The 18,534-nt window shown below is 67.0% G+C and carries 23 protein-coding genes; 12 read left to right on the forward strand and 11 right to left on the reverse strand.

Annotated features, from left to right (window positions below):
* The first annotated feature begins 35 nt into the window (after window positions 1-35).
* Together bamC and WDLP6_RS15855 are read left to right on the forward strand one after the other, a co-directional pair.
* Window positions 36-1,118, forward strand: coding sequence for an outer membrane protein assembly factor BamC (gene bamC / locus WDLP6_RS15850; RefSeq protein ID WP_162593114.1), 1,083 nt, complete (start codon window positions 36-38; stop codon window positions 1,116-1,118).
* A 15-nt stretch (window positions 1,119-1,133) separates the two neighbouring features.
* Entirely contained in the window at window positions 1,134-1,910 is a 777-nt protein-coding gene (locus tag WDLP6_RS15855) for an MBL fold metallo-hydrolase (protein WP_162593115.1), read from the forward strand.
* A 62-nt stretch (window positions 1,911-1,972) separates the two neighbouring features.
* On the opposite strand, the gene WDLP6_RS15860 is transcribed toward WDLP6_RS15855, so the two are convergent.
* The 3 genes from WDLP6_RS15860 to WDLP6_RS15870 form a co-directional block, all read right to left on the reverse strand.
* Window positions 1,973-2,236, reverse strand: a complete 264-nt coding sequence (locus tag WDLP6_RS15860; protein WP_162593116.1) for a hypothetical protein — start codon at window positions 2,234-2,236, stop codon at window positions 1,973-1,975.
* 94 nt (window positions 2,237-2,330) lie between these two features.
* Window positions 2,331-2,840 carry a hypothetical protein gene (locus WDLP6_RS15865; RefSeq protein ID WP_162593117.1) on the reverse strand — a complete coding sequence of 170 codons (510 nt, stop codon included), beginning with the start codon at window positions 2,838-2,840 and terminating at the stop codon, window positions 2,331-2,333.
* Window positions 2,830-3,966, reverse strand: coding sequence for a cupin domain-containing protein (locus WDLP6_RS15870; protein ID WP_162593118.1), 1,137 nt, complete (start codon window positions 3,964-3,966; stop codon window positions 2,830-2,832). Before WDLP6_RS15870 ends, WDLP6_RS15865 begins: the two co-directional genes overlap by 11 nt.
* A 16-nt stretch (window positions 3,967-3,982) precedes the next feature.
* Between WDLP6_RS15870 and WDLP6_RS15875 the strand changes: the two genes are divergently transcribed.
* Window positions 3,983-4,507 carry an FKBP-type peptidyl-prolyl cis-trans isomerase gene (locus WDLP6_RS15875; RefSeq protein ID WP_162593119.1) on the forward strand — a complete coding sequence of 175 codons (525 nt, stop codon included), beginning with the start codon at window positions 3,983-3,985 and terminating at the stop codon, window positions 4,505-4,507.
* A gap of 151 nt (window positions 4,508-4,658) precedes the next feature.
* Here WDLP6_RS15875 and WDLP6_RS15880 read toward each other — a convergent pair whose 3' ends face one another.
* Together WDLP6_RS15880 and WDLP6_RS15885 are read right to left on the reverse strand one after the other, a co-directional pair.
* Complete coding sequence (locus tag WDLP6_RS15880; RefSeq protein ID WP_162593120.1) at window positions 4,659-5,150, reverse strand: glycine zipper 2TM domain-containing protein; 492 nt, start codon at window positions 5,148-5,150, stop codon at window positions 4,659-4,661.
* Between the two features lie 195 nt (window positions 5,151-5,345).
* Window positions 5,346-6,353 carry a bile acid:sodium symporter family protein gene (locus tag WDLP6_RS15885; RefSeq protein WP_162593121.1) on the reverse strand — a complete coding sequence of 336 codons (1,008 nt, stop codon included), beginning with the start codon at window positions 6,351-6,353 and terminating at the stop codon, window positions 5,346-5,348.
* Between the two features lie 70 nt (window positions 6,354-6,423).
* On the opposite strand from WDLP6_RS15885, the gene WDLP6_RS15890 reads away from it, so the two are divergent.
* Entirely contained in the window at window positions 6,424-7,365 is a 942-nt protein-coding gene (locus WDLP6_RS15890) for a LysR family transcriptional regulator (RefSeq protein WP_162593122.1), read from the forward strand.
* On the opposite strand, the gene dut is transcribed toward WDLP6_RS15890, so the two are convergent.
* The 3 genes from dut to coaBC form a co-directional block, all read right to left on the reverse strand.
* Entirely contained in the window at window positions 7,307-7,786 is a 480-nt protein-coding gene (dut, locus tag WDLP6_RS15895; RefSeq protein ID WP_162593123.1) for a dUTP diphosphatase, read from the reverse strand. The two genes, WDLP6_RS15890 and dut, sit on opposite strands and share 59 nt — an antisense overlap.
* 66 nt (window positions 7,787-7,852) lie before the next feature.
* The gene (locus WDLP6_RS15900; RefSeq protein ID WP_162568087.1) at window positions 7,853-8,311 is read right to left on the reverse strand and encodes a hypothetical protein; all 459 of its coding nucleotides are present in this window, start codon (window positions 8,309-8,311) and stop codon (window positions 7,853-7,855) included.
* Window positions 8,308-9,534 carry a bifunctional phosphopantothenoylcysteine decarboxylase/phosphopantothenate--cysteine ligase CoaBC gene (gene coaBC, locus WDLP6_RS15905; protein ID WP_162593124.1) on the reverse strand — a complete coding sequence of 409 codons (1,227 nt, stop codon included), beginning with the start codon at window positions 9,532-9,534 and terminating at the stop codon, window positions 8,308-8,310. Before coaBC ends, WDLP6_RS15900 begins: the two co-directional genes overlap by 4 nt.
* 80 nt (window positions 9,535-9,614) lie before the next feature.
* Here coaBC and WDLP6_RS15910 point away from each other — a divergent pair, with 80 nt between their 5' ends.
* Genes WDLP6_RS15910 through WDLP6_RS15940 form a run of 7 tightly spaced genes read left to right on the forward strand, consistent with a single transcriptional unit; the run spans window position 9,615 to window position 15,556 of the window.
* Window positions 9,615-11,285, forward strand: coding sequence for a CTP synthase (locus WDLP6_RS15910; RefSeq protein ID WP_162593125.1), 1,671 nt, complete (start codon window positions 9,615-9,617; stop codon window positions 11,283-11,285).
* Window positions 11,282-12,139, forward strand: coding sequence for a 3-deoxy-8-phosphooctulonate synthase (kdsA, locus tag WDLP6_RS15915; protein ID WP_162593126.1), 858 nt, complete (start codon window positions 11,282-11,284; stop codon window positions 12,137-12,139). The genes WDLP6_RS15910 and kdsA overlap by 4 nt, the downstream gene beginning before the upstream one ends.
* Window positions 12,136-12,426, forward strand: a complete 291-nt coding sequence (locus tag WDLP6_RS15920) for a DUF1330 domain-containing protein (RefSeq protein ID WP_162568091.1) — start codon at window positions 12,136-12,138, stop codon at window positions 12,424-12,426. Before kdsA ends, WDLP6_RS15920 begins: the two co-directional genes overlap by 4 nt.
* Before the next feature lie 25 nt (window positions 12,427-12,451).
* Window positions 12,452-13,735: a phosphopyruvate hydratase gene (gene eno, locus WDLP6_RS15925; RefSeq protein ID WP_162568092.1), complete on the forward strand. Its 1,284-nt coding sequence runs from the start codon at window positions 12,452-12,454 to the stop codon at window positions 13,733-13,735.
* A 21-nt stretch (window positions 13,736-13,756) separates the two neighbouring features.
* Window positions 13,757-14,032 (forward strand): cell division protein FtsB, encoded by a 276-nt coding sequence (gene ftsB, locus WDLP6_RS15930; protein WP_162568093.1) that lies wholly within the window; start codon window positions 13,757-13,759, stop codon window positions 14,030-14,032.
* Window positions 14,033-14,055: 23 nt separating this feature from the next.
* Window positions 14,056-14,577: an ATP-binding protein gene (locus WDLP6_RS15935; protein WP_162593127.1), complete on the forward strand. Its 522-nt coding sequence runs from the start codon at window positions 14,056-14,058 to the stop codon at window positions 14,575-14,577.
* Window positions 14,578-14,593: 16 nt separating this feature from the next.
* The gene (locus WDLP6_RS15940; RefSeq protein ID WP_162593128.1) at window positions 14,594-15,556 is read left to right on the forward strand and encodes a hypothetical protein; all 963 of its coding nucleotides are present in this window, start codon (window positions 14,594-14,596) and stop codon (window positions 15,554-15,556) included.
* On the opposite strand, the gene hslO is transcribed toward WDLP6_RS15940, so the two are convergent.
* Both hslO and WDLP6_RS15950 read right to left on the reverse strand, forming a co-directional pair.
* Complete coding sequence (gene hslO / locus WDLP6_RS15945) at window positions 15,550-16,548, reverse strand: Hsp33 family molecular chaperone HslO (protein WP_162593129.1); 999 nt, start codon at window positions 16,546-16,548, stop codon at window positions 15,550-15,552. The genes WDLP6_RS15940 and hslO overlap by 7 nt on opposite strands.
* 124 nt (window positions 16,549-16,672) lie before the next feature.
* Window positions 16,673-17,197, reverse strand: coding sequence for a gamma carbonic anhydrase family protein (locus WDLP6_RS15950; protein ID WP_162593130.1), 525 nt, complete (start codon window positions 17,195-17,197; stop codon window positions 16,673-16,675).
* A 36-nt stretch (window positions 17,198-17,233) separates the two neighbouring features.
* On the opposite strand from WDLP6_RS15950, the gene WDLP6_RS15955 reads away from it, so the two are divergent.
* Window positions 17,234-18,037 carry a ferritin-like domain-containing protein gene (locus WDLP6_RS15955; RefSeq protein WP_162593131.1) on the forward strand — a complete coding sequence of 268 codons (804 nt, stop codon included), beginning with the start codon at window positions 17,234-17,236 and terminating at the stop codon, window positions 18,035-18,037.
* A 6-nt stretch (window positions 18,038-18,043) separates the two neighbouring features.
* Here the strand turns inward: WDLP6_RS15955 and WDLP6_RS15960 are convergent, their stop codons facing one another.
* Entirely contained in the window at window positions 18,044-18,526 is a 483-nt protein-coding gene (locus WDLP6_RS15960; protein WP_162593132.1) for a MaoC family dehydratase, read from the reverse strand.
* Window positions 18,527-18,534 lie beyond the last annotated feature (8 nt).

Genomic DNA, 18,534 nt, shown 5'->3' on the forward strand with positions numbered 1-18,534 from the left:
TCGATAGATCGAACCATCCTCCAAGGAAGACGACGTTGAACACCATTTCGCGATTTGCACTGCTGGCACTGGTCACCAGCCTCGCTGCCTGCTCGGCCCTCGAAGGCGACAAGATCGACTACAAGAGCGCCGGCAAGGCACCCACGCTCGAAGTGCCGCCCGATCTCACGCAGCTGTCGCGCGAAAACCGCTATGCCGTGCCCGGTGGCACCGTCAGCGCCAATTCGTACCAGGCCGGCATTGCCAATGCGCCGGGCGTGCCGACCGCGGTCAGCTCCGTCGGCGACGTGCGCATGGAGCGTTCGGGTTCCGAGCGCTGGATCGTCGTCGGCCGCACACCCGAGCAGCTCTGGGAACCGGTGCGCGACTTCTGGCAGGAGAACGGCTTTCTGCTCACCACCGACCAGCGCAACCTCGGGATCATGGAAACCGACTGGGCCGAGAACCGCGCCAAGCTGCCGCAGGACATCATCCGCAGCACGCTCGGCAAGATCGTCGACCCGATCTATTCGACCGGCGAACTCGACCGCTTCCGCACGCGCATGGAACGCACGCCCAACGGCACCGAGATCTTCGTCAGCCATCGCGGCATGCAGGAGGTCTACAGCACGTCGCGCCAGGACCAGACGGTGTGGCAGCCCCGGCCGAGCGACCCCGAACTCGAAGCCGAATTCCTGCGCCGCCTGATGGTCAAGCTCGGCGTCTCGCAGGAGCAATCGAAGATCCTGGCCGCGACCGCCGCGACGCCGCAGACATCGCGCGTCGCCAACGTCGGCGGCCAGCCGGTGGTGCAGATCAGCGAAGGCTTCGAGCGAGCATGGCGCCGCGTCGGCCTGGCACTCGATCGCACCGGCTTCACGGTCGAGGACCGCGACCGCAGCGCCGGCATCTACTTCGTGCGCTACGTGACGCCGGATCCGAACAAGAAGGAGCCCAGCTTCTTCGGCAAGATCTTCAGCAGCAGTTCTTCCAAGAACGAAGCGCCGCTCAAGTTCCGCATCCTGGTCAAGAGCCAGGGCGAAGCGAGCACGGTCTCGGTGTTGAACGAGGCGGGTGTGCCGGAGTCTTCGGCCAATGCACAACGAATCGTTCAAGTCATCGCCGATGACCTGAAGTAGCGGCAACAAGTCCCCATGCTGCGTTTTCGCAGTCTCGGGAGCGGCAGCACCGGCAACGCCACGGTGGTCGAAGCGGTCAGCGATGGCCGCACGTCGAGACTGCTGATCGACTGCGGCTTCGCGCTGCGGCATCTCGATGCACGGTTGGCGCGTGCCGGACTCGCTGCGGGCGACATCGATGCGATCTTCGTCACGCATGAACACGGCGATCACATCGGCTGCGCGCATGCGCTGTCGCGCCGCGATCGCATCCCGGTCTGGATGAGCGAAGGCACCTGGCTGGCGACCGGCGGGCGCGACTTCGAGGGACGGCTGAAGCTCGCGCGCGACGGCGCCGACATCCATGTCGGCGACCTCGTGGTGCAGCCGTTCACCGTGCCGCACGATGCGCGCGAACCGCTGCAATTGCGCTGCACCGACGGCGCGCGCTGCCTCGGCGTGCTGACCGACCTGGGCCACGCGACACCGCACGTGCTTGCGCAGTTGACGCGACTCGATGCCTTGCTGCTCGAGTTCAACCACGACAGCGACATGCTGGCCGCTTCGGCCTACCCGCCGTTCCTCAAGCTGCGCGTCGGCGGCAACTACGGCCACTTGTCGAATGCCGCCGCCGCGGCCATTGCACACGCGGTGCATCACGACGGCTTGCGGCATGTGCTGGCGGCCCATCTGAGCGAACAGAACAACCGTCCCGACATCGTTCGACGCATGCTGGCCGATGCGCTGGGTGCGCATGAGGACGAGATGCTCGCCGCGAACGCCGCGGACGGATCACCCTGGCTCGATCTTTGAGGCCATGAAAAAAGGCCGCCCGAAGGCGGCCTGCGTCGAAACGCTGATGCGCGTGAAGCGACTCAGGGCTTCTTCGCTGCGTCGGTGGCCGCATTCGCTGCGTCGAGCGCGGAAGACGCACTGGACGAAGGCGCCATGGCCGAATCGGAAGCCGCGGGCGCCGGCATCGAGGACGAATCGGATGCAGCAGGTGCCATGGGCGCAGCGGGTGGCGTGACCTCGGCGGGCGGTGGCGTGCTGACGGCAGGTGCGGTCTCTTCCTTCTTGCCGCATGCGGTCAATGCAGCAGCGACGATCAAAGAGGCAAGCAGGACGGACTTCTTCATTTAGTGGGCTCCTTAGGGTGAAGATCTGGAACGGAAAATTCTAGACCTCCACCCTCGCCGGACTATGTCTGGGCCGATGATTCGCGGCATTGGCTTACAAACCGAGCGTCGTTGCCGGAAATCCCGGTTTCGCATGGCGAAGGCACTCGTCGAGCCGCTCGCGAAGCGCCCGGCGGCCTTCGGGCTCGCGGCCGCAAACGCCTCGGCCGTGCTCGATGTCGATGCGGTTCAGGAACCAGGACGGCGTCCAGATCGCGCTCGGCACCTGCGGCAGGCCGGGCCCCTCGCAGGCACGGCATTCGATGATGTGGCTCCACATGCGGCGCCAATGGACGAAGCGCGCATGTTCGCGATCGAAGACATCGAAGCGCTGCGCCAGCAGAACGAGGCGGCGACCCGCCGACGCCCAGGCCTGCAGCGCATCGACGATGGCACGCTCACCGAGCGGCCAGTCGTCGAAGGCCGGATCGCTCAGCACGATCTCGCGCCAGTTCTGATGCGCAGCCGCGGCCAGCGCGGCGTGCACATGCGCATGGAATGCATGGCGGCCATCGACCGGACCTTCCGGCAGATCGATATTCGGAATTTCATTCTCATTCGGCATGCAACCACCCCGCTTCGCACCAGTCGCCCAACAAGGCCAACGCGTCGTCGCTGGCGCCCTTCAGATCGCGCGCGCCGAGGGCGCGCTCGTCCGCCAGCCGACGCATGAGTTTCGCATCGCGCCCCGAGGCGCGAAAGCTTTCGCCGTTGATGTAGAGATGCCGCGCGTCATACAGCATGCGCGTGCGGCGGTCGAGCGCCACGGCATTCCATTCGGAAGGGAGTTCGCCCTGCTCGAACCAGACACTGGCCTTGGGCTCCGTCATCGATTCACCCAGCGCGCGGTCGATCGCGTCAGCCTCCCGCAAGGCAGCCATCACCGCGTCGCGCGCAAAGGCCTGCAGCGCGGGCGGCATCGCGGCGGGCGCATCGAGCGCAGGTTGCGCGGGGTCGCGGTAATGCACGGCAGCCCGCGTGGCCTCTTCCAGCGCGTCGGCCTGTGCCTCCGCGATGCGCGCGAGCAGATCCGCACCGAGCGGGGCAGCGGCCGGCGAGCGCAATCCGATCGAACAGGTCATGCAATCGCCACCGACCGCGACGCCATCGTGCGCATAGCGCGGCGGCAGGTACAGCATGTCGCCGGGTTCAAGCACGAAGCTCTGCTCGGGCTCGAACTGCGCAAGGATCTTGAGCGGAACGTCCGGCTGCAGCCGAAGGTCGCGCTGCCTGCCGATCGACCAGCGGCGGCGCCCCTGGACCTGCAGCAGAAACACGTCGTAACTGTCGAAGTGCGGGCCGACGCCGCCCTCGTCGCTGGCATAGCTGATCATCAGATCGTCCAGGCGCGCATCAGGCACGAAACGGAACTGTTGCAACAGTTCGTAGGCGCGTTGGTGATGCAGATCGACGCCTTGCACCAGCAGCGTCCAGCCCGGCTGTCCCGGCGAAGGCAAGGCCCGGCGTGCGAAGGGGCCGTGACGCAGCGTCCAGCCGCTCTTGCCGTGGCGAATCAGCCGCGACTCGACGCCCTCCTGCCCGGCCAGCGCGAACAGCGCCGCGCGCTCGATCGGCGGCGCCATGGCAGGCATCGCCTGGCGCACCAGCAACGGCTTCTTCTGCCAGTGACGGCGCATGAACAGGCTTGCACTGAGGCCGCCGAGCAAAGACAAGGGTTGGTGAATCTCCATGGGAGAATTCTCCCCCATGGAAATCTCAGAACAATGCGTGGTCGGCCTGACCTGGACCTTGAAGGACACCCTGGGCGAAGTCCTGGACGTGCTCGACGATCCGGTCGAATTCCTGGTCGGCGGCGACGACCTCTTCGACGCGATCGAAGCCGCACTGCTCGGCCATGAGCCGGGTGCGAGGGTCCAGCTCCAACTCGAACCCGAGCAGGCCTTCGGCGACTTCAACGACCAGTTGCTGTTCCTCGAGCCGCGCACGCTGTTCCCCGAAGGCACCGAGGAAGGCATGACCTTCGACGGCGCCGCGCTGCCGCAGGGCGTGAACCCCGACATGCCCAAGGACGTGATCTACACCGTGAGCGAAATCTATCCCGAGCATCTGGTGCTCGACGGCAACCATCCCCTCGCCGGCATCGCGATCCGCCTCGACATCATGGTGAGATCGGTGCGCGAAGCGACAGAGGAAGAGATCGGCAAAGGCACCGCCGGCACAGGCTTTTTCAAAGTCCCGCCCATAGCCCCGGGCAACGACCTACTGCACTGAACCGAACGAACCAACACGCCCAAAGAAAAGGCGCCGCTCAAAAGCGGCGCCTTTCGTGAAACGCCGCGGAACCGGCTTAGCCGGGCCGCCGGTGTTGCCCCCGGCAGGGGGAAGGCGTAGCGACACGAAGTGCGCGAAGCCTGGGGGCGAGTCAAAGTCTCGAGATCTGACCGTTGTCGATCCGCACGCGATCGCCGATGCGCAGATCGCCCGGCGTCGGAACATCGAAGGCCCGGTAGGCACCGTTGTCGGTCTGCACCGACACGCGATAGCTTTGATAGGTGCGCGGGCCGTTCTGGTTGGCCTCGATGTTGTTGCCCAGCAGCGCGCCGCCGACCACGCCGAGTGCGGTGGCCGCGACACGGCCGTTGCCGCGTCCGATCTGGTTGCCGAGCACACCGCCGATCACGCCACCCGCCACGGCGCCGCCGCCGGTAGTACCGGTGCCACCGGTCTGACTCTGGAGCACTTCGATGTTGGCCACGCGGCCATATTCGACATAAGCGCCCTGGGCCTGGGGGTACGCGGGCTGGTAGGGATAGCGCGTGGTCTGATAGACCGGTGCCGGCGCGACGCAGGCCGTCAGCGTGGAGAGCGCAAGCACCGACGCGGTGATGGCAACAAGGCGAAACGAGATCTTCATGGTGGGTACTCCTCGAAAAGGGCGCGATCGGGGTCTCGAAAGAAACCCCCGCACATGGGCTTTAACGCGTCCGGCGCCTTCGGGATGACGACCGGAACATGTTGAAACCTTCGACGATCCGCGCCATGGCCGGTTCCGCTCTTTACCTGTGGGTTACGGGCGCGGGCACGTGAAGGAGACCGCCTGCAGCGGGCTTCAGGCGATCTTGCGCGCGTGCGCCCGCATCGCTTCATCGTCGACGGCCGGGCGCCGCGCATAGCGCTGCGCGATCACCGCGCAGGCCATCAGCTGGATCTGATGGAACAGCATCAGCGGCAGCACGATCGCGCCGACCGCCTGCGAGGCGAACAGCACCTTCGCCATCGGAATGCCGCTCGCCAGGCTCTTCTTGGAGCCGCAGAAGACGATGGTGATCTCGTCGGCCTTGCTGAAGCCCAGGCGCCGGGCGACGAAAGTCGTGAAGCCGAGCGCAAGCGCCAGCAGCACCACGCACACCACCAGCAGCCCGGCCAGCGCAGACAGCGGAACCTGCTTCCACAGGCCTTCGATCACGGCCGCGCTGAATGCGGTGTAGACCACCAGCAGGATCGAGCCGCGATCGACCACGGTCAGGATCGCGGCACGCCGCTTCACGAAGCCGCCGATCCATGGCCGCAGCAGATGGCCGGCGATGAAAGGAACCATCAGCTGCAGCAGGATGTGCCAGATCGCATCGAGCGACGAGCCTGCCGCGCCATTCGGCACGACGACCAGATTGACCAGCACGGGCGTCACGAAGACGCCGAGCAGCGTCGACGCGGAAGCACTGCAGACGGCGGCCGGGATGTTGCCGCGCGCCATCGAGGTGAAGGCGATCGCCGACTGCACGGTGGCCGGCAGCACGCACAGGTACAGCACGCCGGTATAGAGCTCGGGCGTGACGAGCGGCGTGAGCACCGGCCGCAGCAGCAGGCCCAGCACCGGGAACATCACGAAGGTGCTGATGAATACCAGCAGGTGCAGCCGCCAGTGCGTGATGCCGCCAAGGATGGCCTCGCGCGACAGCTTGGCGCCATGCAGGAAGAACAACAGACCGATCGCGACGGTCGTGAGGTGCTCGAAGAACCGGCCTGTCGCGCCGCCGGCCGGCCACAGGCTGGCGAGAACGACTACGGCAACGAGGGCAATGGTGAAGTTGTCGGGAAGAAAGCGTGAACGGGCCATGGCGCAGATTGGACCGCGGTCCGATTGAAAAGTGAAATGGATTTATCTGATAGATATATGATTCTTGCGCATGAACGTGACCTTGCGCCAGCTTCGCGTCTTCCGAGCCGTGGCCGCGGGCCGCAACTTCAGCCGCGCGGGCGACCAGGTGGGCCTCACGCAGCCGGCGGTCAGCCGCTCGATCTCCGAACTCGAGGCGCAACTCGGTCTGAAACTGCTCGACCGCACCACGCGCGAGGTCGCATTGACCGAAGCCGGCCAATCGCTCGCCGCGCGGCTCGACCGGGTGCTCGACGAACTCGAACAGGCCTTGGCCGACACCCACGACATGGCGAGCGCGCGGCGCGGCAAGGTGCGGGTGGCCAGCAGCCCGACACTGTCCGCCAATCTGATGCCGGGCTGCATCGCCGAGTGCGCGCGGCGCCACCCCGAGATCGAATTCGTGCTGCTCGACCGCATCCAGAAAGACGTGCTCGACAGCGTGCGTGCCGGCGAAGTCGACTTCGGCGTCGTGGTCGAGCCGCCCGCCGCCGATGACCTGTACGGCGAAACCATTCTCGAAGACCCGTTCTGCCTGATTCTGCATCCCTCCCATCGCCTCGCCACACGCAGCAGCGTGCGCTGGTCGGCGCTCGATGGCGAGTCGCTGGTGCTGCTCGATCACGCCTCCGGCAGCCGGCGCCTGATCGACGATGCGCTTGCCGGACATGGCGCGCACTGCGAAGTGCGGCAGCAGGTCGGCCATGCGACCACCGCCTTTCGCATGGTCGAGGCCGGCATCGGGATCAGCGTGATGCCTGCGCTGGCCGTGCCACCGGCCGGCCTGCAGGCGCTGGCCGTGCGCCCGCTCGTGCCGCGGATGCAGCGCGCGATCATGCTGGTGCATCGGCGCAACCGCGCGCCCTCCCCGCTGGCGCAGCGGGTGTGGCGGCTGGTCCGAGAGACCGTCGCCCTCAGCCCGTCGAGCCGAAGCCCCCCGCACCCCGCTCGCTCGACGCCGAGAACGAAGTGACGACGGTGAAGCGCGGGCGCAGGATGGGCACGAATATCATCTGCGCGATGCGCTCGCCGGGCTCGATGCGGATCGGCTCGCTGCCGGCCGGATTGCGGTTCCACACGCTGACCATCACCGTGCCGGTGTAGTCCGCATCGATGACGCCGACGGAGTTGCCGAGCACGAGGCCACGCTTGTGACCCATCCCCGAACGCGGCGCGATCAGGGCCGCGATGCCGGGATCGGCGATGTGCATCGCGAAGCCCGCCGAGATCAGGATCGCCGGGCTGCCGGGCGCGATCGAGAGGCTCTGGTCGGCGCACGCATGCAGGTCGATGGCCGCGGCCATCGACGACTGGTATTCGGGCAGGCCCCATTCCTCGAGCCTCGGGTCGAGGATCAGGAACTCTATGTCGGGGCGCGAAGGGGTCAGCTGCATGTCAGTCGTCGGATTCGTTGAGGTTCGGCGCTATTGTCTCAGCACCGCACCCGCCGCCACGAAGCCTCACTTGCCGGACGTCTTCTTCTGCTGCTGCTTGCGCGCCTCTTCCGCGAGCCATTCGCGCCAGTTCGCCATCCCGGGCGGCAGCGCCCAGCGCCGCAGCCGATGAGCCAGCCAGAGGCCGCCCACGAGAACCAGCACGACGATCGAGAACGACACCTTGAGCGTCAGCAGCGCGAGCAAGGCGAAGACCCAGCCGATCGCCAGCGCCTTGGCGAGGTTGTGCGCGCCCTGGCCGCCGCTCTCGCCGCGCGGCACTTCGCCGTTCGATTGCGCGCTGCGCCGCGCTGCGGCAACCGCGCTGTCCGTCGCGCCGTGCGGCGCCGAGGACGGCGTCATGCCGACATCGAGCCCATGCTCGCCTTCCTGCGGCGGACGCTGCGGCAGCGCCGCCTGGGCCGAAAGGCGCTCGACGTAGCGCGCGAAATCGCCGTCGGGCGGCGTGTTCCAGTCCGGATTCATCGCTGCCGTCCGGACGGCAACCGTGCCGCGATCTCGGCCGCCAGTTCGCGTGCCAGCATGAGCTTGGGCGCGCGCGGCAGCTCGCGCACGCCGTCGGCATCGACCAGCAGCAGGCTGTTGTGGTCCTGTCCGAAAGTCAGCGGACCGATGTTGCCGACCAGGAGCGGAATGCCCTTGCGCGCACGCTTGGCCTTCGCATGCTCGACGAGGTTCTCGCTTTCGGCCGCGAAGCCGACGCAGAACAGTTCGCCGGCCTTGGCGCGCGCGCCCTGGGCCACGGTCAGCAGGATGTCGTCGTTCTCGACGAAGTGCAGCACCGGCGGCTGGCCGCTGCCATCCTTCTTGATCTTGTGTTCGCTGTGCGAAGCCGGTCGCCAGTCGGCCACCGCGGCCGTGGCGACGAAGACGCTCGCGCGCTGCGTGGCGCCGAGCGTGGCTTCGAGCATCTGCCGCGCCGAGGTCACGTCGAGACGCTGCACGCCGCGCGGCGTCGGCAGATGCACCGGCCCGGCGATCAGCGTGACCTCGGCACCGGCCTCGCGGGCCGCGCGCGCGATCGCGAAGCCCATCTTGCCCGACGAATGGTTGGTGATGCCGCGGATCGGATCGAGCGCCTCGAAGGTCGGGCCGGCGGTGACGACCACGTGCTCGCCGGCCAGCACCTTGGGCTGGAACTCGGCCACGATCTCTTCGAACAACTGGGCGGGTTCGAGCATCCGGCCGTCGCCGGTCTCGCCGCAGGCCTGCCAGCCATTGCCCACGCCCAGCACGCGCGCGCCGTCGGCATCGACCTGCCGCAGGTTGCGCTGGGTGGCCGGATGCACCCACATCTCGCGGTTCATCGCCGGCGCGATCAAGAGCGGCACGCGCTCGGCCGGGCGCGCCAGGCACAGCAGGCTCAGCAGCTCGTCGGAACGGCCCTGCACCAGGCGCGCGATGAAGTCGGCGCTGGCCGGCGCCAGCACGATCGCATCGGCCTCGCGGCTCAGGTTGATGTGCGGCATGTTGTTGGGCTCGCGCACGTCCCACTGCGAGCCGTAGACGGGCCGCCCGGACAGCGCCTGCATCGTCACCGGCGTGATGAACTGCGTGGCCGCCTCGGTCATCACGACCTGGACCGTGGCGCCGGCCTTCACGAGCAGGCGGCACAACTCCGCCGACTTGTAGCAGGCGATGCCACCCGTGAGACCCAGAACGATATGTTTGCCATCCAACTCTTGCATGGCCGGCAGTGTAAAGGGGTATGGCCCGACCTCTATAATCGCAATTTCCCACTGCCCGGACCTGCACGTTCGGAACTGGCATGACCAAATTCGTCTTCGTCACTGGTGGTGTGGTGTCTTCCCTCGGCAAAGGGATCGCCTCCGCCTCGCTCGCCGCGATCCTCGAATCGCGCGGCCTCCAAGTCACCCTCATCAAGCTGGACCCCTACATCAACGTCGACCCCGGCACGATGTCGCCGTTCCAGCACGGCGAGGTGTTCGTCACCGACGACGGCGCCGAAACCGACCTCGATCTCGGCCACTACGAGCGCTTCATCACGACGCGCATGCGCCGTGCCAACAACTTCACCACCGGCCAGATCTACAAGTCCGTGCTCGAAAAAGAGCGCCGCGGCGACTACCTCGGCAAGACGGTGCAGGTGATCCCGCACATCACCAACGAGATCCAGGAATACATCAAGCGCGGCGCCGGCCTCGGCACCGCGCACGAGGTCGATGTCGCGATCGTCGAGATCGGCGGCACCGTCGGCGACATCGAGTCCCTGCCCTTCCTCGAAGCCGTGCGCCAGATGAGCCTGCGCATGGGCCCCAACAACTCGGCCTTCGTGCATCTGAGCTACGTGCCGTGGATCGCCGCGGCCGGCGAGCTCAAGACCAAGCCCACGCAGCACACGGCCAAGGAACTGCGCGCCATCGGCATCCAGGCCGATGCGCTGCTGTGCCGCGCCGACCGGCCGATTCCCGACGACGAGCGCGCCAAGATCTCGCTCTTCTCCAACGTGCCCGAATGGGGCGTGATCTCGATGTGGGACGTCGACACCATCTACAAGGTGCCGCGCATGCTGCACGAGCAGGGCCTGGACGGCCTGATCTGCGACAAGCTCAGGCTCAACACGCCGCCGGCCAAGCTCCAGCGCTGGGACGACCTGGTCTACGAGGTCGAGCATCCGCAAAAGGAAGTGTCCATCGCGATGGTGGGCAAGTACGTCGACTTGTCCGACAGCTACAAGTCGCTCAACGAGGCGCTGCGCCACGCCGGCCTGAAGAACCACGCCCGCGTGAAGGTCGACTATGTCGACTCCGAAACCATCACGCCGCAGGACGTGGCCCGCCTGGCCAAGTACGACGCGATCCTGGTGCCCGGCGGCTTCGGCCAGCGCGGCGTCGAGGGCAAGATCGCCGCCGCCCGCTTCGCGCGCGAGACCCGCGTGCCCTACCTGGGCATCTGCCTGGGCATGCAGGTCGCGACCATCGAGTACGCGCGCAACGTGGCCGGCCTGAAGAACGCCAACAGCACCGAGTTCGACCCCGAGACGCCCTGCCCCGTGATCGCGCTGATCACCGAGTGGAAGGACAACGACGGCACGGTCAAGACCCGCGACGAGAAGTCCGACCTCGGCGGCACCATGCGCCTGGGCGCGCAGAGCTCCGACGTGGCACCGGGCACGCTGGCCCACAGCATCTACGGCGACGTGGTGACCGAGCGCCATCGCCATCGCTACGAAGCCAACGTCAACTACCTCGACGACCTGCGGCGTGCGGGCCTGGTGATCTCGGCCCTCACGCAGCGCGAGCACCTGACCGAGATCGTCGAGCTGCCGCGCGAGGTCCATCCCTGGTTCATGGGCGTGCAGTTCCACCCCGAATTCAAGTCCACGCCGTGGAGCGGCCATCCGTTGTTCAACGCATTCATCAAGGCCGCGCTCGAACACCAGGTCGCGGACAAGAAGGCATTGAAGGTCGTGGCATGAAGCTTTGCGGGTTCGAGATCGGGCTGAACAAGCCCTTCTTCCTGATCGCCGGCCCCTGCGTGGTCGAGTCCGAGCAATTGCAGATGGACACCGCCGGCACGCTGAAGGAAATCACTTCCTCGCTCGGCATTCCCTTCATCTTCAAGAGCAGCTTCGACAAGGCCAACCGTTCCTCGGGCACCAGCTTTCGCGGACCGGGGCGCGACAAGGGCCTGGAGATCCTCGCCAAGGTCAAGCGCGATCTCGGCCTGCCGGTGCTCACCGACGTTCACACCGACGAAGACATCACCGCCGCCGCCCAGGTGGTCGACGTGCTGCAGACGCCCGCCTTCCTGTGCCGGCAGACCGACTTCATCCGCGCGGTGGCGCAGTCGGGCAAGCCGGTGAACATCAAGAAGGGCCAGTTCCTCGCGCCGCACGACATGAAGAACGTGATCGACAAGGCGCGCGCGGCCGCCCGCGAAAAGGGCTTGCCCGAAGACAGCTTCATGGCCTGCGAGCGCGGCGCCAGCTTCGGCTACAACAACCTGGTGTCGGACATGCGTTCGCTCGCGATCATGCGCGAGACCGGCGCCCCCGTGGTGTTCGACGCCACCCACTCGGTGCAGTTGCCCGGCGGCCAGGGCACGACGTCCGGAGGCCAGCGCGAGATGGTGCCGGTGCTCGCGCGCGCGGCGATCGCGGTGGGCGTGGCGGGTGTCTTCATGGAAACCCATCCCGATCCGGCCAAGGCGCTGAGCGACGGCCCCAACGCCGTGCCGCTCAAGCACATGAAGGCGCTGCTCGAGACGCTGCTGGCACTCGACAGCGTCACCAAGAAAAATACCTTCCTCGAGGATGCGTTTCAACCATGAGCAGCGCCTACATCATCGCCCACGTCGACGTCACCGATCCCGCGCAATACGAGGAGTACAAGAAGCTGTCCTCCGAGGCCATGAAAGCCCATGGCGCCGAAGTCTGCGTGCGCGGCGGCAAGGTCGAGGTGCTCGAAGGCGACTGGAATCCGCAGCGCATCGTGATCCTCAAGTTCCCCAGCGTCGAGGCCGCGAAGAAATTCAACGGCTCGCCCGAATATGCCAAGGCGCGTGCATCGCGCCAGGGCGCGGCCATCATGCGAATGATCGTGGTCGAAGGTCTGTAATCCCCGTCAATCCGAAAGAGAAAAGATGAGTGCAATCGTTGACATCGTCGGCCGCGAGATCCTCGACAGCCGCGGCAATCCCACCGTCGAGTGCGACGTGCTGCTCGAGTCGGGCACCATGGGCCGCGCGGCCGTGCCCTCGGGCGCATCGACCGGTTCGCGCGAAGCCATCGAGCTGCGCGACGGCGACAAGAGCCGCTACGGCGGCAAGGGCGTGCTCAAGGCGGTCGAGAACATCAACACCGAGATCTCCGAAGCCGTGCTCGGCCTCGACGCGAGCGAGCAGGCCTTCCTCGACCGCACGCTGAACGACCTCGACGGCACCGACAACAAGGCCCGCCTGGGCGCCAACGCGACGCTGGCCGTCTCGATGGCCGTGGCCCGCGCGGCCGCCGAGGAATCGGGTCTGCCGCTGTACCGCTACTTCGGCGGCATGGGCGGCATGCAATTGCCGGTGCCGATGATGAACGTCATCAACGGCGGCGCGCACGCCAACAACAGCCTCGACCTGCAGGAGTTCATGATCATCCCCGTGGGCGCCAAGAGCTTCCGCGAAGCCGTGCGCTACGGCGCCGAGGTGTTCCATGCGCTCAAGAAGATCCTGGGCGACCGCGGCATCAGCACCGCGGTCGGCGACGAAGGCGGCTTCGCGCCCAGCGTCGAGAACCACGAGGCCGCGATCCAGCTGATCCTCGAAGCCATCGACAAGGCCGGCTACACCGCGGGCGAGCAGATCGCGCTCGGCCTGGACTGCGCCGCCAGCGAGTTCTACAAGGATGGGAACTACGTGCTCTCGGGCGAGAACCTCACGCTGTCGGCCGGCAACTGGATCGACATGCTCTCGACCTGGGTCGACAAGTACCCGATCATCAGCATCGAGGACGGCATGCACGAAGGCGACTGGGACGGCTGGAAACAGCTCACCGAGCGCCTGGGCAAGCGCGTGCAGCTGGTGGGCGACGATCTGTTCGTGACCAACACCAGGATCCTGCAGGAAGGCATCGACAAGGGCATCGCCAACTCGATCCTGATCAAGATCAACCAGATCGGCACGCTGACCGAGACCTTCGCCGCCATCGAGATGGCCAAGCGCGCCGGCTATACGGCCGTGATCAGCCACCGCTCGGGCGAGACCGAGGACAGCACCATCGCCGACATCGCGGTCGGCACCAACGCCGGCCAGATCAAGACCGGCTCGCTGTCGCGTTCGGACCGCATCGCCAAGTACAACCAGTTGCTGCGCATCGAGGAAGACCTCGGCGACGTCGCGAGCTACCCGGGCCGCGCCGCGTTTTATAACCTCCGCTAGCGATCCTGGGCTCGCCGCGCCATGCGCTCGCGCATCGTCCCGATCATCCTGGTCCTGCTGCTGCTGATCCTCCAGTGGCAGCTGTGGACCGGGCGCGGCAGCGTGCGCGATGTGGCGCAGATGGAGCAGAAGATGGCCGAGCTGAAAGAGGCCAACACCAAGGCTGCGCAGAACAACGAGCGCCTGGCTTCCGAGGTCAACGACCTCAAGGAAGGCCTCGAGATGGTCGAGGAGCGGGCGCGCCAGGAGCTCGGCATGGTCAAGCCCAACGAAGTGTTCGTGCAGATCACGCACTGAATGGGCAGTACCCGTCTGGCGCCATGACGCCCGTGCTGCCGGCCGGCTGTGTGATCGCGGTGCTCGGTGCGCCCGGCACCGGCAAGACCTGGCTCGCGAACGCGCTCGCGCAACGCCTCGCGCAGCGCGGCGTGGTGGACACCGACGCGAGCGGACTCACGACCACCGTCTGCAACGATCTCGCGCACGCCGATGCATTGCTCTACATACCGGCGCTGGCCGCGCAGCGCGGGCACGTCATCACGCTGCTGATGGCGCTCGACCTTCCGCGAGCCGCCGGTGTGAGCCCGCAGGAACAGGCAGGGTGGGATGCGCGCATCCGGACTGCTCTCGCCGACGCGCAGACCCCCTACGCGGTGATCCATGGCCGCGGGACCGAACGGCTCGCCAGCGCCTGGAACGCGATACTTTCGGCGGCCGAGGCCGGCACCGCGGGCCGTTCGAACGGCAACGAAGCGCGCGGCTGGTTCTGGCCCTGCGAGAAATGCTCCGACCCTGCCTGCGAGCATCGCCTGTTCAGCGAACTCATCGGCCAGAAGCGCTGATGCCATGATCCGCCTCATGCTTTTCCTCAGACACCGCACCGCCCTCTTCTGCCTCTTGCTGGCGGCCTTCGCGTCCACGATGGTTTGGGCCGCGCCGCTCCAGGCCACGGTCGAGAACCAGACCCGGCCGACCACCTGCGCGGAGGAAGACAACGTCTCGATGGACCTGCGCGGCGACGGCATCCGCCGCTTCCGGGTCGAGGCGCTGCCGCCCGTCTACCTCGCATCGATCGCCAAGGACCGCACGGCGCCGGATTTTTCCGGCTGCAATTTCGACGGCAGCACGCACCCGACCGATCCGCGCTATACCTTCACGCCGCGGCGCGAGGTGCTGCACGACGGCAAGCGCTGGCTGATCGTGGGCATGGTGCTGCCGAGCTTCTGGCGGCCGAACCAGGTGCCGGTCACGGTGGACGGGCACTCGGTCACGGGCTTCCACCTGCTCCAGATCTTTGCGAAGAAGCCCGGCCGCAAACCGCTCGAGGCGCTGGTGCTCTATCCGGCCGACGGCTATTGGCGACTCAAGCCGCTGCCCGCGCCGCGCTTCGGCGACGGGGTCTACGGCTCGTCCTTCGTGCTGGGCCCGGTCGAGCAGGATGGACGGCCGGTGGTGAACATCGCATCGATCGCGATCGACAGCAAGCCGCTGCGGATCCGCCTCGCCTTCGCGCAGGGCGGCAGCGCCATCGCGAAGGTGACCGAGATCAGCCAGGCGCGCACCGCGCTCGACGTCACGTTGACGCAACCGACGCACGGCGATCAGCGCTTCGCGGTGCTGCGTTCGATGTATGTCGCCGCCGACAATGCCGACATGAGCGAAGTGCGGTGGCAGGCCACCCCTCGGTCCGCGTTGCAGGCCACGCCGCTGCCCGAAGTCTCGACGCTGCGGACGGTTCAGGTGCGCTTCGGCCGCAGCATCGTGTCGCGCCACAACACGAGCGCGCCGGACATCCGCTTCAGCCGCTTCGACGGCTATTGAATCGTGGGGTTGGCGGGCAGCTGATCGCCCTGCGCGAGAAAGAGCTGGGCCACATCCACCGCATCGAAGCGGTATTGCCTGCCGCAGAAATCGCAGCCGACTTCGACGTCGCCGCGCTCCGCCAGGATGCTCCGGGCCTCGGGCTGCCCGAGCCCGCGGATCATTCCTGCAACCCGCTCGCGCGCGCAAGTGCAGGCGAAATGCGGACCGCCGTGCCCGGTCTGCGGCTCGAAGCGCAGCAACTTTTCTTCCCAGAAAAGGCGCCGCAGAATGGTGTCGACATCGAGCGTGAGCAGCTCGCCGCGCGTCAGGCTCGAGGCCAGGATCGAGATCCGGTTGTAGTCCTCGTTGCGGCCGATCTGGTCCTCGCTGGCCTGGTCGCGATCGCTCGGCGACCTGCCTTCGAGATTGGCCTCGCCCTTCACCGGCAGGCGCTGGATCAGGAGGCCCGCGGCCACCTTGTCGTCGGCGGCCAGCACCAGCGTGGTGTCGAGCTGTTCGCTCTGCAGCATGTAGTGCTGCAGCACGTCGCTCAGACGTTCGAGCTTCTCGCCCTGGTCGCCGAAGAGCGGCACCACGCCCTGGTAGGCCTGCTGACCCGGCAGCTTGTCCTTGGGATCGAGCGTGATCGCACAGCGGCCCTTGTTGCCCACGTTGACCATGTCCGGCAAGTGCGCATCGGCCGCGACCGTGCCCATCACCTTGGCCGTGGCGCGCAGGCTCAGGTCGTGCCGCACTTCGGCCACCGCGATCTTCACCGGCCCGTCGCCGAAGATCTGCAGATTCAGTGCGCCGTTGAATTTGATGTTCGCCTGCATCAACGTGGCCGCGGCCGTCATCTCGCCGAGCAGCTCGGCCACCGGCGGCGGATAGGCGCCGGTGGCGGTGTTGGACGCGCGCCGCGCGAGGATCTCGGTCCAGGAATCGGTCAGGCGCACGATCATGCCGCGCACCGGCAGGCCGTCGAACAGGAACTTGTGCAACTCAGACATGCCTTACACCCCCATGCGCCTGCGGCGCTCCCCCTCAAGGGAGCGCACCCCGCGGCCCGGCAGAGCCGGTTCCACGGGTGCTCTGGTCTCCTCATGGATGAGGGAGGAGTCGGTGAACGTCATGTCATGCGATCTTCTTGAGGCCCTTCGCAAAGCGATGGGCGTTTTCGACATAGTGCTCGGCACTCTGCCGCAGCTTCGTGGCGGCCGCATCGTCGAGCGTGCGCACCACCTTGGCCGGCGCGCCGATGATGAGCGAGTTGTCCGGAAACTCCTTGCCCTCGGTCACGACACTGCCGGCGCCAACGATCGAGTTGCGGCCGATCTTCGCGTTATTCAAGACCACTGCCTGGATGCCGATCAGCGAGTTGTCGCCCACCGTGCAGCCGTGCAGCATGACCTGGTGGCCGACGGTCACGTTGTCGCCGATCGTCAGCGGGCAGCCGTGGTCGGTGTGCAGCACCGAGAGATCCTGGATGTTGCTGTTGTGTCCGATGCGTATCGGCTCGTTGTCGCCGCGCAGCACGGCGCCGAACCAGATGTTGGCGTTGTCTGCCAGCACCACGTTGCCAATGACCTGCGCGCTGTCGGCGACCCAGGCGCCGTCGCCGAGTTGCGGCGCCACGCCGTCGAGTTCATACAGAGCCATTCGGTGCCCCCGGGATCAAAACCTAGAATTGTAGGGATGCATCCCCGTCTCGGCGCCCTGGCCGCATTGCGCCTCACCGATCCCGACCGCAAGGTGCTGGCGACGCGCGCCGTGGCCGCCGGCATGGGTGAGCAGCCCGTGCCCGTCGACACCGTGCGCACGCCCGGCGACGAAGCCGGCGTGCCCGGACGCCCCGAACGCCCGCTGCGCGTGGCCGCCACGGCTGTGGAAAAGCGTTCGCCCTTCACGACCGAGGGCCGCGCGGCGCTGATCCATTCGATCTGCCACATCGAGTTCAATGCGATCAATCTCGCGCTCGATGCCGCCTGGCGCTTCGACGGCATGCCCGAGGCCTACTACCGCGACTGGCTGCGCGTGGCCGACGAAGAGGCGCAGCATTTCACCCTGCTGCACGCGCATCTGCGAACGATGGGCTGGCACTACGGCGACTTCACCGGCCATGATGGCCTCTGGGCCATGTGCGAGAAGACGAAGCACGACGTGCTGGCGCGCATGGCGCTGGTGCCGCGCACGCTCGAGGCCCGTGGGCTCGACGCCACGCCGCTGATCCAGGCCCGCTTGCGGCGCGTCGACACGCCGGATGCGCTGGCCGCCTGCGCCATCCTCGACATCATCCTGCGCGACGAGGTCGGGCATGTGGCGATCGGCAATCGCTGGTATCGATGGCTGTGCGAACGCGAAGGGTGCGATCCCATCGCGCACTACCGCGTGCTGTACCGCCGGCACGAGGCACCGCGGCTGCGGGCGCCGTTCAACCTCGAAGCGCGTGCACGCGCCGGTTTCACCGACGAAGAGCTGCGCGCGCTGGCCGACGGCTGAGCACGCTCAGGCCGCTGGCCGCCGCGACACCACCATCTTCGGCGTGAAGCGCTGCACCACCGCGCCGTGCTGATTCAGCGTCTCGCAGCGCATCGTCACCATGCCGCGCTCGGGCCGCGAGCGCGAGGGGACGACCTCGATCACCTCGGACTCGACATGCAGCACGTCGCCCGGCCGCGTCGGCTTGGGCCAATGGATCTCGCCGCCCGAGCCGATGATGCCGTCGGCCAGCGGCAGGCCGCTGGTGACCAGCAGCCGCATCGTGATCGCCGCGGTATGCCAGCCGCTCGCCGCGAGGCCCTGGAAAAAGGTGCGCTGGGCGGCCTCCGCATCGAGGTGGAAGGGCTGCGGATCGAAGCGTGTCGCGAACTCGATGATCTGCTTGGCATCGAGCGCATGTTCGCCGCTCGTGAAGCGATCGCCGGGCGACAGGTCCTCGAGATAGAGCTGCTGTTTCTTCGCCGTGCCGGCGCCGGGGGTCTCGTCCATGCGGGTCT

This window comes from Variovorax sp. PBL-E5 (assembly GCF_901827185.1).
Taxonomy (GTDB): Bacteria; Pseudomonadota; Gammaproteobacteria; order Burkholderiales; family Burkholderiaceae_C; genus Variovorax.